Annotated in this window: 17 protein-coding genes; 8 read left to right on the forward strand and 9 right to left on the reverse strand. The window is 66.3% G+C overall.

All coding sequences use genetic code 11. The features are described from left to right. Positions 1–382 precede the first annotated feature (382 nt). The gene (locus AB0I79_RS06810) at positions 383–1273 is read left to right on the forward strand and encodes a hypothetical protein (RefSeq protein WP_357867993.1); all 891 of its coding nucleotides are present in this window, start codon (positions 383–385) and stop codon (positions 1271–1273) included. Positions 1274–1303: 30 nt separating this feature from the next. On the opposite strand, the gene AB0I79_RS06815 is transcribed toward AB0I79_RS06810, so the two are convergent. The 3 genes from AB0I79_RS06815 to AB0I79_RS06825 all read right to left on the reverse strand — a co-directional run bounded on the left by AB0I79_RS06815 (position 1304) and on the right by AB0I79_RS06825 (position 2996). After that, positions 1304–1864: a hypothetical protein gene (locus tag AB0I79_RS06815; protein ID WP_357867996.1), complete on the reverse strand. Its 561-nt coding sequence runs from the start codon at positions 1862–1864 to the stop codon at positions 1304–1306. A gap of 227 nt (positions 1865–2091) precedes the next feature. Then, positions 2092–2715: a hypothetical protein gene (locus AB0I79_RS06820; protein ID WP_357867998.1), complete on the reverse strand. Its 624-nt coding sequence runs from the start codon at positions 2713–2715 to the stop codon at positions 2092–2094. After that, complete coding sequence (locus AB0I79_RS06825) at positions 2712–2996, reverse strand: hypothetical protein (RefSeq protein ID WP_357868000.1); 285 nt, start codon at positions 2994–2996, stop codon at positions 2712–2714. Before AB0I79_RS06825 ends, AB0I79_RS06820 begins: the two co-directional genes overlap by 4 nt. A gap of 424 nt (positions 2997–3420) precedes the next feature. On the opposite strand from AB0I79_RS06825, the gene AB0I79_RS06830 reads away from it, so the two are divergent. From AB0I79_RS06830 to AB0I79_RS06840, 3 genes are all read left to right on the forward strand, one after another. Continuing rightward, positions 3421–3834: a GntR family transcriptional regulator gene (locus AB0I79_RS06830; RefSeq protein WP_357868001.1), complete on the forward strand. Its 414-nt coding sequence runs from the start codon at positions 3421–3423 to the stop codon at positions 3832–3834. Between the two features lie 232 nt (positions 3835–4066). Continuing rightward, positions 4067–4534 carry a type II toxin-antitoxin system antitoxin SocA domain-containing protein gene (locus tag AB0I79_RS06835; protein WP_357868003.1) on the forward strand — a complete coding sequence of 156 codons (468 nt, stop codon included), beginning with the start codon at positions 4067–4069 and terminating at the stop codon, positions 4532–4534. Positions 4535–4694: 160 nt separating this feature from the next. Continuing rightward, the gene (locus AB0I79_RS06840) at positions 4695–5060 is read left to right on the forward strand and encodes a hypothetical protein (RefSeq protein ID WP_357868005.1); all 366 of its coding nucleotides are present in this window, start codon (positions 4695–4697) and stop codon (positions 5058–5060) included. A gap of 39 nt (positions 5061–5099) precedes the next feature. On the opposite strand, the gene AB0I79_RS06845 is transcribed toward AB0I79_RS06840, so the two are convergent. Next, positions 5100–6098 (reverse strand): tyrosine-type recombinase/integrase, encoded by a 999-nt coding sequence (locus tag AB0I79_RS06845; RefSeq protein ID WP_357868007.1) that lies wholly within the window; start codon positions 6096–6098, stop codon positions 5100–5102. Positions 6099–6198: 100 nt separating this feature from the next. On the opposite strand from AB0I79_RS06845, the gene AB0I79_RS06850 reads away from it, so the two are divergent. Further along, a complete protein-coding gene (locus tag AB0I79_RS06850) occupies positions 6199–6339 on the forward strand; it encodes a hypothetical protein (protein ID WP_357868010.1) in 141 nt (46 codons plus the stop codon). Between the two features lie 13 nt (positions 6340–6352). Continuing rightward, the gene (locus AB0I79_RS06855) at positions 6353–6514 is read left to right on the forward strand and encodes a hypothetical protein (RefSeq protein WP_357868012.1); all 162 of its coding nucleotides are present in this window, start codon (positions 6353–6355) and stop codon (positions 6512–6514) included. 199 nt (positions 6515–6713) lie between these two features. On the opposite strand, the gene AB0I79_RS06860 is transcribed toward AB0I79_RS06855, so the two are convergent. The 5 genes from AB0I79_RS06860 to AB0I79_RS06880 all read right to left on the reverse strand — a co-directional run bounded on the left by AB0I79_RS06860 (position 6714) and on the right by AB0I79_RS06880 (position 11488). Further along, positions 6714–7703, reverse strand: a complete 990-nt coding sequence (locus tag AB0I79_RS06860; protein WP_357868015.1) for a replication initiator — start codon at positions 7701–7703, stop codon at positions 6714–6716. A gap of 579 nt (positions 7704–8282) precedes the next feature. Then, the gene (locus AB0I79_RS06865) at positions 8283–9551 is read right to left on the reverse strand and encodes an ATP-binding protein (RefSeq protein WP_357868017.1); all 1269 of its coding nucleotides are present in this window, start codon (positions 9549–9551) and stop codon (positions 8283–8285) included. A gap of 233 nt (positions 9552–9784) precedes the next feature. After that, positions 9785–10090, reverse strand: a complete 306-nt coding sequence (locus tag AB0I79_RS06870) for a hypothetical protein (protein ID WP_357868019.1) — start codon at positions 10088–10090, stop codon at positions 9785–9787. Positions 10091–10225: 135 nt separating this feature from the next. After that, on the reverse strand, positions 10226–10660 hold the full coding sequence (locus AB0I79_RS06875; protein WP_357868021.1) for a PASTA domain-containing protein: 435 nt from the start codon (positions 10658–10660) through the stop codon (positions 10226–10228). Between the two features lie 93 nt (positions 10661–10753). Beyond that, the gene (locus tag AB0I79_RS06880; RefSeq protein ID WP_357868023.1) at positions 10754–11488 is read right to left on the reverse strand and encodes a LysR family substrate-binding domain-containing protein; all 735 of its coding nucleotides are present in this window, start codon (positions 11486–11488) and stop codon (positions 10754–10756) included. Between the two features lie 54 nt (positions 11489–11542). Here AB0I79_RS06880 and AB0I79_RS06885 point away from each other — a divergent pair, with 54 nt between their 5' ends. Further along, a complete protein-coding gene (locus tag AB0I79_RS06885; protein ID WP_357868026.1) occupies positions 11543–11917 on the forward strand; it encodes a DUF5997 family protein in 375 nt (124 codons plus the stop codon). Between the two features lie 87 nt (positions 11918–12004). Continuing rightward, positions 12005–12709: a Crp/Fnr family transcriptional regulator gene (locus tag AB0I79_RS06890; protein WP_357868029.1), complete on the forward strand. Its 705-nt coding sequence runs from the start codon at positions 12005–12007 to the stop codon at positions 12707–12709. The last annotated feature ends 40 nt before the right edge of the window (positions 12710–12749 follow it).

Consider the following 12749-nt stretch of genomic DNA (forward strand, 5'->3'; position numbering starts at 1 on the left):
GTCTCAGGAAGGACTGGCTTCACTGTTGCGCGCCCAGGGGCTTGGCACCACTCGGAAGACCATCACTCGATGGGAGCGTGGAGTTACACCCGATGCCGCCGCGCAGGCAGCCATGCGGGCACTCTTCAATGTCACCCCTGACAGTAGGGTCGCGTGGCCTCACTGGCTGCCTACCGGCACTATGGCATGCGCGTCCGAACCGTGGAACCTTGAAGGTACGACCCAAGCACTCACCAACGTAGCGGAGGGCGCGCTGGTGGATCGTAGAGAGTTCCTCGTTCTAACCGGGGCTGAACTGCTTCTCCCCGTCTATCAGTGGCGGCTCAACCAAGGCCCATGGTTCGCCTACCAGGAGAGCGGACGCCAGGTGAGCTCAGCACTCGTGGACCAGATCGATCAATTGATCGCCACCCGCCGTCAAATGGACGACGAACACGGTGGAGGAGCGCTCGTAGACGCACTTCACGCCGACCTCCAATACATCGCCAGCATCCTCAAGCACGGAAGCTACCGGGAGCAGGTTGGTCGTCGGCTGTATGCGGCAGCAGCCGAGGCGGCAAGGCTCGCGGGCTGGGCCGCTTTCGACAGCGGACGGCATGCAGCGGCACAGCAGTACTACCTCGTCGCCCTCCGGTCAGTGGCCGCCATCGGCGACCGGCCCATGGGCGTCAACATCATCGGCTTCATGGGCATCCAGGCGTACTCCACCGGCCGGCTTCAAGACGCGACACAACTCATGGACGTCGCTACCGCAGAGGCCTCCAAGCAGACGCCGCCCATCGTTCAGTCCATGGCCTGGGCGCGAGCTGGCCGAGCGTACGCGAAGGTGGGTGACTCGCGGACGGCAAAGGCGGCACTCAACAAGGCCGGCCACTTCCTCAACAAGGCCAAGGACGGCGACAGCCCGGCGTGGGCGTACTGGGTGGACGAGACGAGGATCGCGGCTCAAGTCGGCAGAGCCTTGTTCGACCTGGGGGACGACACTGCGGCCGAACGGGAATTGCTGGCGGCGGTGGAAGCATGCGGAGACCACTACCCGCGCGACCGTGCAACATGGCTAGGCAGAGTGGCAACCGCCCAACTGCGGCAAGGCCACTTGGATGACGGGTGCATGTCCGGACGGCAGGCCGTGGATCTCCTGGCGGATCATGTGGACTCCGCGCGGGGAGTCGGGTTTCTGCGGATCTTCCAACAGGAGTTGGCAGCCCATGGCTCGTCCGCGACCGCTCAGGAGTTCCTTGAGTACGCGGGAATCCGACTGGGAGCGGAGTGATCGACAGCCGTCATGCAGGTTGTGGGCCGATCACCCGGGCAGGCGCTCTAGTAGATCAATATCCCAGTCGACGGCGACATGCTTTCCTGTGCGCTTGGTCCCCGCAGGCCGTACCAGTTGGAAGCGCTCGATCTTGTGGTCAGAGACGGTCCAACACAGGACCAGACGATTCTGGGCGCTCTGCTGCTGCTCGTCGCTGACCTCTTCCCAGAGGGGAAACTGATCGCTGCGTGGCTGGTCGATGAACTCACGCTTCGCTGGCGTGCTCGGAGTAGGGATGTTGACCGTGGCTATGTGCCAGATGCGTACCACATCGTCCGGAAGATGCAGAATGAGTCCGCTCATCGGGAGGATGGTCGTGTCACTCTCTCCGAAGCCAGGTCCAGGCGCGGGCTTGAGGTCGTGGTAGACCTCGATGGCTTTGCGGCGGATCATGTGCTGGTAGAGGTGCTTGTCGTCCTCGTGATGCCAGCCTGCACAGTCGTGAAGATAGATGGCCGTCTCGATGCCAGCAAGCAACGCGTTGTGGACGTTCGGCCACACGTGCTTGGTGCGCTCAAAGACGGCTTCCTTCGAGTCGTCCCTGTCCATGGCCTGTCTCCCTCGCCGTCGTCAAGCCATGTCCGGCAACCTCCAAGCTCAACGAGCAGGTCGATCTCGGCAAGATGCGGAAAGGGTGAACTTGGGGAGACGTGAATGTGACTCGCGTCGAGTCAGGTGTTGCGCTCCTGCTACGACATGCGGACGCAGCGCGGTGGGTGGCACCTCATCTACATCGTCCGCATCACGTGGGTCAGGCCGACCAGGGGTGCTCCCTTTCACGCCGAGCGGTCATCGGTTCTCTGTAGGCCAGTGAGTGAGACGAGCAACTGCGTGGCTAGGGCGAAGTCCAAGCGACGGAAAGCGTCCAAGGGCACCTCGACGGCGTGCTGAAGCAGGACTGCCTTGCGTCCCGCTGCCGGCCGATACAGGTCCGCCACAACGCCGAACGGCTCAGCATCGAGGGCGGTATAGACGAGCGCCTCGTGGCGCAACCGCGGGCACAACGAGCGCGCCACAGGGATGCAGGCCCGGCAGCACGGCGGCACGTGCGTGAACGGAAGGCCGAAGCCAGTCGTCCCCGGAGGTTCAGGCATCAGCCACCAGAGCCGGCCGTCGTCGTCCATCGCGGATCGGCCGCACACCTGGCACAGCAGGTGCATCATGCATCGCCGCTGTCGCGGGGTGTTGATCAGCTTCCAGAGCGGGCGCCCGGTCTTGGTGATGCCCTGCCGATACCACAGCACTCCGTACAGCCGGTCTGTCTCGACGGGGTCGGCGTAGGAGAGGCGTATCGCCTCGGTTGCCTCCGCGTGCGGTTCCACAACGAGCTGGTAGGCCAGGGCCTCGCCTTCGTAGGCGGTGACGTACGGGACGGGCCTTCGCGCCGGAGCTCTTGTCATGTGATCGCCTGGCCGGTGGCCCACGCGGCGATCCACGCCTCATTGGAAGCAGTGCTGTCCCGAAGTGCGCTCACGTCGCAGGCACTGATCCGCACGAAGCAGCCCACGCTGATCGCCTCGACAGGAACAGTTTCGCGGCGCAGCGCCATGAAGGTGCCGCTCGCGGCATCGTATGAGGTTGTGTAGCCAGCGATGTGCGGCACCACCACACGCTGGCGACGCGGCTCGACGTACTCCAGAGCGTGAGCCCACCACGTTCTGGGCGGGTCAGGGAACATCATGTGGGATCACCCGTCCGGAACTGCGACGCTGTGGTGCCCGCGCGCGGAGACGGGAGAGTACGCATGGACGTCGACGTGTCCAGGTTGCGTCCACGTAGCCGCTCTTGGCGGACGAGTAGTTCGTCGAGGGCTTCGGGTGTGTCCGCGTGTACGACGGCGGCACAGCCGGCGGGGAGGGTGTCCTCAGCGCTGGCGGCCCAGAAGCGCCCGAGGCCGGTCCGGCTGACGAGCCAGTACGCATAGCGTTCGTTGAGTGCTGTCACCGCTTCTGCAGGGTCGGCGGGTAGAGCCATGACATGACCATAAGCTGTTACTCATGAGTAGTGCAGCCAGTAGTAGATGCTTTACAACATCGCAGTAGAGGTAATGCAATACGCATTGAGGCGAACCAAGGGGCTCCGGTAGGCATCCCTAGCGTCATCATGTGATCGACTACGAGGCGGACACTCCTGTGTACGAGCAGATCGCGGTGGTCCTTCGTGGCCGCATCGAGGCGGGAGAGTGGGCACCGCGCCAGCGGCTGCCCAGCGTTACGCACCTTGAGCAGGAGTTTGGTGTAGCGCGCCAGACCATCATGCAGGCGCTCGGGATGCTCCGAGACCGGGGAGTGGTCTACACCGTCAAGAACCGCGGCTCCTTCGTCAAACTTGGGGCCGACTTCGTCACCGTCATCACGGCTGAGCCCGGGATGCGCATCGTGGTGCGCCGGCCGAGCGACTCCGAGCGGCGCGAACTTGACCTTGCCGACGAGGGCGACGTGGTGGTGGTCGAGCGCCCCGGCGGCCCGGTTGAGGTGCTCCCTGCGGACAAGGTGGAAATTCGCGGCCCTAGAAGCTGATGGCTGCTCGTTGGATCTGTGTCCTCATGTGGTCATGTCTGTGATTCGGCATGCAAGACGGAGCCTGAGGTGCAAGAGTGACCCGATCACATGGGGCGCAACGAATCGAAAACACTTTCGATCGGACCCTTTTGGTGTGATCTGTACTCGTCCACACTGATATGGGAATCGACATGCAATCCCGAGCGCTGAACAGGGTAGAAGCTACGGTGGGCACATGAGGGGAGTAGGCATGGCGCACGTCCAGGACGTAGCCGCGTACATCCTCAACAAGCTCGGATCAATGACAGCTATGAAGCTGCAGAAGCTCTGCTACTACGCCTACGGCTACCACCTCGCCTGGGAAGAGCGGCGCCTGTTCCCGGAGCGGTTCGAGGCGTGGGCCAACGGGCCGGTCTCCAAGGAGCTCTACGCGAAGCATCGAGGCCGCTTCCAGCTCAACCCGGGCGATATCGCGGGAGACCCGAGCGCCCTGGACGACGGTGAGCGCGAGTCGATCGATCTCGTTCTGGCGTCCTATGGCAACTTCGCCGCAAACCAGCTCTCCCAGATGACGCATCAGGAGAAGCCGTGGGTGTGTGCGCGCCTTCGTGCGGGCGTGGCACCCATGCAGCGCAGCGACGAGCCTCTGCTGGACTCGGAGATTTTCGAGTTCTTCGACGCCATGCTCGCGGCCCGCGCCGATGGCGAACAGGGCTAAGCAGAAACCCGTACCGGCTACCGCCTACGCGTCCAAGGGTGTCCCTGTACTCCCTGGATCCGTCGCGCCCGGGACGGGCAAGAGCATCCCTAAGCGCCTACTTGGGGTTGCCACTACGGGACTGGAGGACGACCTCCACCACCCGATGTGGCGACTGTCGTTGCTCGATGCCGAGCACAACGGCGACTGGGCGTGGGCCGGTATCGACCGGGACACGCTCATTCGCATCATCCAGTTCCTCGCCGAGATGGAACGGCTGAGCTGGAAAGAGATCCGAGCCCAGATGACGGGCGGCAACCGCCGGCGCGGAGCCAAGCACAAGTTCATTCCCGTGGACCACTTGGTGTCTGCCGCGCAGGCGCGTCTGGGGGAGCTTGAGTTAGATGAATTCGACGAGGTGTTCCGGTTTCGGCTGAGCGGTCCGGAGCGGCTGTGGGGTGTGATCTCCGACGAGAGCCCACGCGTCTTCTATCCGATCTGGTGGGATCCCCGACACCGGATCTGCCCAGGGAAGGACAAGGATTAGGGTGTCCGGTCCCGTACCCAAGCAAACGGGACCGGCGCCTCATAGCCCGATTCCGTACAGCGGGTTGTCCTCCCACTCGTCGATGACCTGCATGTAGCCGAGCATCTCGCGGCTGTGCTTGCTCCAGCCGCCCTGGCGAGCGATGGCCACGGCGTCGTGCTTGGCGCGGCGCCCTTCGGTGGCCATGCCGGAGCGCAGCCCGTGCGCGGTGCGCTTGCCGAGGCCGGCCTGGGCGGCGAGTGCGGTGACGGCGTCGCCGATGCCTTCCGGTGTGATGGAGGGGCCGAGGTTGCCGTGCCGGTCGATGCTGCGGAATGCGGGGCCCTCGGTGAGGCTGGCGGCGTCCAGCCATGCCTTCCACGCCCGCACCGGGCAGGTCTCGAGGTGCTGCCCGTAGGGCACCTTTGGCCAGCGTTCCTCGTGCACCTTGGACCAGCGCACGTGCACCTCGAGGCCGGCCGCAACCTCGGTCACGTCCGACACGTACAGGTTGGCCAGCTCGCTGCGGCGGGCACCGATGGCGAAGCCCAGCAGCACCAGCGCGCGGTCGCGGATCCCACGGAGCGTTTCGGGGCAGGCGGACGACATGGCCCGGAGCTCGGGCACGGTGAAGGCGGCGGCCTTGCCATGGCCGCGGGTGCCGGGCTCCTTCATGATGCGCTTGCGGGCGACGACGAGCGCGCGGCGGGCTTCCTTGGCCGTTTCGGGGGTGAACGGGTAGCCGAGGGCGTCCATCGCGGCACGTAGGCCATTGATGCGTCTTTGTATGGTTTTGAGTGCTTTGCCGATGTTGAGTAGATGTTCGACATAATTGACGATCGTTACGTCATCGACCAGGTACGTGGTTGCCGCATGTTCGTCGCAGTAGCGGCGCCAGGCGGCCAGATCGTCCAGGTAGGCGCGTTTTGTGCTGTCTTCGAGTTCCTCGGCCAGGAATGCGTCCTTCGCTCGAATTCGCTCTTCGAGGCTTATCGGTCTGGTGATCTGACGACCCGATGAAGGGACTAAGACGCCTGACTCCTCATTCTGGCTCCGCATAAGACGAGACTATACGGAGTCAGGGCACTTTCCTTGGGATGTCGACGCTCCCGAATGGAAACTGAGGCCTGCGGGGCATACATCGGGAGAAGATGGAGAAGTGACTGATGCCTTCGATCCTCCGGTGGTTCCTGACGACATCGCCCAGCCGGCCATGCGTCTCGCCGACGAACAGGATGCCGCGCACGGCGATTGGCCGAACCCGCGTGACGGAATGATGCCCCGCGCCGCCTTGGCCTGATGAGGACAATCCGATGCTGCGCTTCCTACTCTGGAAGGCGGCACGGAGAATCGAGCGCGGCATGCCGGTGAACCAGGCCCTGCTGGATCTGGCGGTGCATGCGTGGTTCGAAGGCGGGGTGGAGGGCTATGACCGTGGACAGCGGGATGCTCGCAAGCCGAGGCTCATCAAGTGATCCTTTAGTGCCATCTCGCCTTTAGCGATTTCGCTCAAGTCCGCTGGTCAAAGCACCTGGTGGAACGCGAATCACTACAGCGCTCAGCCCGTACCGCCTTACAAGCGAGGGGTCACTGGTTCGAACCCAGTACCGCCCACCTGCATCAAGAAGCCCCGAAGCGATCATGCTACGGGGCTGTCGTGCCATTAACGTGCCATTAGGTCGCGCGGGCGAGCACTCCTGAAGATCCATTTTCGTCGTCCGGGTTGCTCTGGTTGATCTTGTCGTTCATAGAGTCGGCGACCTTGCGGTCGGCTTCTGCAGTGCTGTGCTGGTAGATCAGAGCAGCGCGGACGGAGTCGTGTCCCATCCGCTGCATGAGGCCTGCGACGCGGCGCAGGTTCTGCACGAAGCGATCGACGAGCTTGGAGAAGTGCAGCGCGTCCCGTGCGGCGCGCCGGTAGTCGTAGGTGTCGGGGTCGGTGGGTGCGCCGTCGCGAACCGTGCCGTACGAGGGCAAGGTGAGCGTGACGAACAGGGACGGCCGGTAGACCTTGCCGTCGCTGCCTTGGAAGGTGCGTCCAAGGGTGGTGTGGGTCATCTGGCGCTTGGGCAGGTCAGGCGCGTCCTGCCGCCGCCTGGTGGAGCGGGAGCGCTTGGCGATCGTGCGCCCCAGGGCATTGCCGCGCATGCCTGTGGCGTTGATCTCAACGTCCAGGCCGGTGATGATCGCGTCGAGTTCGGTGGTGTCGTGGCCGGCCTTTTCGGCGGCGTCGCGCTGGGCTTGGCAGTCGGAGCGGAACTCCACCAGCCAGCGCTGTTCCTCGTTCGGCTCGTCGGGTGTGATTGTGGGTTCTACGTCGAGGTGCCAGCCCTCGCGGCACTGGGCCTTGCGGAGCTGCTTGTTGCGCTTGGCGCAGGGCGGGCACTTGCTGTCAAGACGGCGGCGCGGCGCGCCGCCGTACGGCGGCCCGTCGCTTGCCCGCCGCCCGGGCGTGCGGCTTGGGGGCCGGTCCCGGCCGGCGGCAGCGCCGGACCGCCACGCCGACCGCCGTGCGCGCCGTACCAAGCGACCCGCCGACTTCAGCGCCGCGCCCCCGCCTGACGCTAACGGCGCCGACGCCGTAGCAGCATGATGGCGACTACGACACCCATCACCAGGACCGCGATGAGCAGCGCTTCGTACCAGCCCAAGCCCAGCATGCATCCGCCCTTTCAGTCGCGATCGCTCAGATCACAGTGTCCGCAGGTGCGGGGCTGGTCAAGGTCTAATGCCTCCGGCGGGGGCCTCGGCTCCGGGATGATCGCGACAAGCCCAGGCGGTCAGTGGCTGGCGTAGGGCCGATCTTCTCGTCTGCCTCATCCCAGGCAGAGCCCAGCGGGCCAAAGGCCACGGGCCAAGGGTCGTTCTTCCAGTGGGGAGCTCCACCCTTGACCCGTGGCCTTTGGCCCGCTGCCTTGCAGGTGGGACGAGGCAGACGGGAAGATCGGGTGGGTCAGGTGCGTACGTCCGTACGGGGCATGCCATTCGCGTGCCATTCAGGGACCAGAACGCGGCGCGGAGGTCCGGATCAAGCAGCATGATCGCGGGGGATGAGAGCGTGATCATCGTGCCATTAGCGTGCCATTAGCTCTGGGCGGGTTGCTTCCGAGGCGGTGGCGGCGGTGCGGGATAGGCCCAGGTCGCCTGCGTGCGGAGCCGATCTTGGCTCCTTACAGGCGAGGGGTCACTGGTTCGAACCCAGTACCGCCCACCCTGCGCGTTCAGCGAGTAGCGAGCATGTGGTCAGTCTTCGGCTGTGCCTCCTAGCGTCCACAGGGACGCCATGGGGAGTGCTCGGAGGTTTCCCCCGAAAGCCAGGGACTGTTCGCCGGTGTAGAGGACGAAGCCGGCGCGAAATCGTGAACCTAGCCGGGCGGCCAGATGGCGCAGTCCACGGAAGTCGTCACTTCGCACTGTTTCCGCGGCCTTGATCTCTACACCGATCACTTCTCCGGACGCATGCTCCAGGAGGATGTCCACCTCCACCTTGTCCCGGTCTCGGTAGTGGAACAGCTGGACGGGCTCGTTGGCCCAGGTCAGCTGACGAGCTACTTCACTGATCGCGAAATTTTCGAGCAGTGGCCCCACGGGAGCTGTGACGTCTCTGGCGCGCTCGGGCGACATGCCGATGAGGCGGCCGGCAAGCCCGGTGTCCGTGACGAGCAACTTCGGGGTGGAGATCGCGCGGCGGGTGAGATTCGACGACCAGGCCGGGATGCGTTTGATGACGAAGACCAGTTCCAGAAGGTCCAGATAGCGGGAGAGCGTCATCCTGGGCAGGCCCACGTCTCCAGCGATGGACTGGACCACCGTCAGCCCTCCCATCCGGGCCGCGATGACACTCAGAAGCCTGCGCATCTGTGCTGGGCGTTCGATGTCGGAGATCTGGCGCACGTCCCTGGTTATCAAGTCGGTGATGTAGGAGTCGAAGAACCTGTTGCGTCGACGGCCAGGATCCCGGCGGACCGCCTCTGGGTAACCGCCACGCAAGGCCCTGTCGACGTAGTCGTGCTTACGGAGAGGGCAGGAGCGCATGGTGGTGTCGACGTCATGGGTGAAGACGTGATCAACGAATCCGTCCGGAGCGTTGTCGATCTCTCCTTGGGAAAGCGGCCACAGTTCGATGGTCTCCGTTCTGCCGGGCAGGGCGTCCGGGAGATCGCGTAGCCCCAGCAGGCGAGCGGAACCGGTGAGAAGATAGCGGCCCGCACGTGGATCCTTGTCGACCTCGTGTTTGATCGGCAGGAGGAGCCGCGGAGCGCGCTGAATCTCGTCGATCAGTAGCAGTCCATCGTGCCGGACGAAGGAGATGGGGTCCTCCTCGGCCGAGGCCAGGATCGCCGGGTCGTCGAGGTATAGCTGACGGGCGTTGTCCGCGTCGTCGGCGATCAGTCTGGCAAGTGTGCTCTTGCCCACCTGCCTGGCGCCGTTGACGACGACCACCCGTGTGTCGGCCAGCGCCTCACATGCCATGGCCTGGGCGCGGCGTGGGAACAAGTTTGCTTCAGGCACAGTCCATCACATTACCGCAGGCCAGAGCTGATCTATGGGCATTCTGCCAATGGTCGAGTGGGCATTCTGCCGGATCAGGTGTGGGAAGGATGCCAGCGGCGGTGTGGGCACTTCGCCGAAGCGGGCTCGGGCGTCCTGACGAAGCGAGTGAGGATGTGAGCGGGCTCCCGGATCCGTGTAACCGTTTGCGCGTGGGGAGTCGCAGACCCGGACGTGCGGTACCGGAGGCGCACTCAGTCGGTGGGCTCCACGTCGGGCTCCACGCCGTCGTCCTCGTCGGCCGCGACCTCCCGCCGCTCCTCCTCGGCCTTCTGCTCGGGGTCGGGTGGCGGCTCTACCGGTTCGGCCGGGATCGGGCGTGGTGTGGCCCGTACCTCGACTCCGGCTCGTGCGGCGAGGGTGTCGGACTCGCCGCAGACCTGTCCGACCGCGGGCGGCATCTCCTCGGGAGGCTTCTCGTCGTCCATGACCGGCAACTGCCCGAGCCTTGCCCCATGAATCGCCGCCAGCGCGGGCGCGGTGCTGCCGGATACCTCCACGCCGGCAGCACCGGCGCAAGCGTCCGCAGGCTCTTGCACCTGCGGGCACGGGGGTGGTGCACGACATGAGGGACGAGTCGGGGCTCCTGCACGCGGGCGGCGGGCCCTGGGTCCGGTGGGGGTGCGCCGCCCGGGCTACTCGCCGATCTTCTTGGCGTACAGGGTGATCAGCGTGTCGGTGGTCACCTTCCGGCCCCCGGCCGGTGACTGCTTGGTGACGACCCAGTTGCGGTCGAGCACCTGCAGCCGGTTCTGGCCGGTGGCGTCCTTGTCGTTCAGCACGTAGAAGCCGGCCGCCTGCAGCGTGTCCTGGCCTTCTTGGAGGTTCATGCCGACCACGTCCGGCAGCGTCTTCCTTTCTGCCGCGGCTTCGCTCGGCTCGGGGCGGTCGGTCTCGCCGGGGTCGGCGGTGGCGGTGGCGGTGGCGGTGGCGGTGGCGGTGGCGGTGGTCGTCGGGGTGGGCTGGACGGTCGCGGTGACGGTTTCGACGGGGGCGGCCGGCGGTGTGCCGGTGCCGCACGCGGTGAGGCCCGCGGCGGTGAGGACGGCGAGAGCGAAGCACCTGAGCAACGTGCCCTCCTGCGGTTGTGGAGGATGAACCGTGACAGGAGATGAGACGCGCCGAAGCGTGATCGAGTTGTCACTCCGAGCTTCGGGTGTGCTTCACCGGGGCCGGTGGCCCCTGCCCCTGCGGTTGGAGCGCACGGCTCGGCGCCCGGAGCCGTTCTGCGCGGGTTTCTGGGCCTGTCGCTGGGCCGGCTTCTCCGCGCGCGGGGCGGCGGCGGTGTTGCGGCCGCGCGAGCTGTTCACCGTCCGGCCCCGGACGATGCCGATGAAGTCCTCCACCAGGTCGGTGGTCGCGTCCGTGGGCCAGGCCAGCGCGACCTGCGACTGCGGTGCGTCCGTCACCGGCCGGTAGGTGAGGTCCCTGCGGTGGTGCAGGCGCGCCAGCGACTGCGGGACCAGGAGGAGCCCGGCGCCGGACGCCACGAGCTGGATCGCGTCCGCCGTCGTGGCCGGATGGGTGAAGGCGGGCAGCCCGGGGCGGGCCGTCCACTCGATGGTGTCGTCCAGCGGGTGGAACACCTCGTCGTCGGCCAGGTCGGCGGTGGTCACCTCGTCGGCGGCGGCCACCGCGTGGTCCTTGGGCACCACGACCACCGTGGTCTCCACGTAGAGCGGGATCACGCTGAGGCCGTCGCGCTCGACCGGCAGCCTGACGAATCCGGCGTCGGCGCCGCCGTCGCGCAGGAGCGCCACCACCTCGGCGGCGGGAGCCGAGACCAGGGTGATCGGCACGTCGGGCAACCTCTCGGTCCAGACGTTGACCCATTTCGCGGGTGTCACCCCGGGCACGTACGCCAGCCGGAACACCTTGCCGGTCTCACCATCAGTCACTTCCCCAGGGTACCGATGTCAGGAAAACCGTCCCGACTGACTACTCTTGGCGTCATGACCTCGTCCAAGCCGAAGAGCATCCAGACGATGAAGCCCGAGACCGCGGCCAAGAAGCTGGGTGTGCTCTTCTCGGCCACTCCCGCCGAGTTCCAGGCCGGAGTCGTCTCCAGGGACGAGCTGAACGCGTTGCAGTCGGCGCCGCCCGCCTGGCTGGTCGACCTGCGCCGCAACGGCCCGCACCCCAAGCAGGTGGTCGCCGCGAAGCTCGGCGTCTCCATCTCCGGCCTGGCCAGGGCCGGCATCACCGAGCCGCTCACCACCGCCGAGATCGACGCGCTGAAGGCGGAGAACCCGGAGTGGCTGGAGCACGAGCGGGCGGTGCAGGCCGAGGCCCGCAAGGAAGCGCTGCGCCTGAAGCAGCAGCGCTAGCGATCAGCCCGAGCGGGGCGGCACGGTAGGTGTTGGTCCGGCTCTTCTTCGGTGTCATAGTGCGGAAGAAGGGCTGGAGGTGCGCCGTTGGGAAGTCACCGGAAAGACCCATGGCCGCTGGGCACGTTCCTGGCCCGGTTGCCGGAGGGGCCGCGGGCCGACCTGCTGGAACTCGGCGCGGTCTGCCGGGCCGGCGACGGCGCCACCGTCCTGCGGCAGGGCGAGCCCGGCACGCTCGTCCACGTGATCCTCCAGGGGCTCGCGAAGATCACGGCTCGGGCCGAGAACGGCGAGCAGGCGCTGCTGGCCGTACGCGTGCGGGGGGATCTCGTCGGTGAGATGGCCGTGCTCGGGACGGGAGTCCGCAGTGCCGACGTGACGGCCTGCGGCGAGATGCGCCTGCTCGCGGTCCGCGGGAGCGCCTTTCTCGGCTACCTGCAGCGCAACCCGGTCGCCGGCTTCGCCGTGTCGCGTTCCTTGAGCGACCGCCTGCGATGGGCCAACCAGCGGCGCCTGGAGTTCGTCGGCTTCGGCGCCGAGGTCTGCCTGGCCAGGATCCTCGTCTCGCTCGCCGCGCGGCACGGCTACGACACCCCCCAGGGCAGGGACACCGGCGTGCCGCTGACCAGGGCGGAGCTCGGCGGGCTGATCGGGGTCAGGGAGCCGACCGTGCACAAGGCCATGCGGACGCTGTCGGATCGCGGTCTGATCCTGCGCGGCCAGCGGCGAGTGGTGATCAAGGACGTCGCCGGGCTGGCGAGGTTCGCGGAACTGGTCCCGCTCGACCGGTAAAAATCGCGGCCCGCGGGCGCAGGGGTGGTTCAGCCTTCTC

The organism is Nonomuraea sp. NPDC050202 (assembly GCF_040656115.1).
Lineage (GTDB): Bacteria > Actinomycetota > Actinomycetes > Streptosporangiales > Streptosporangiaceae > Nonomuraea.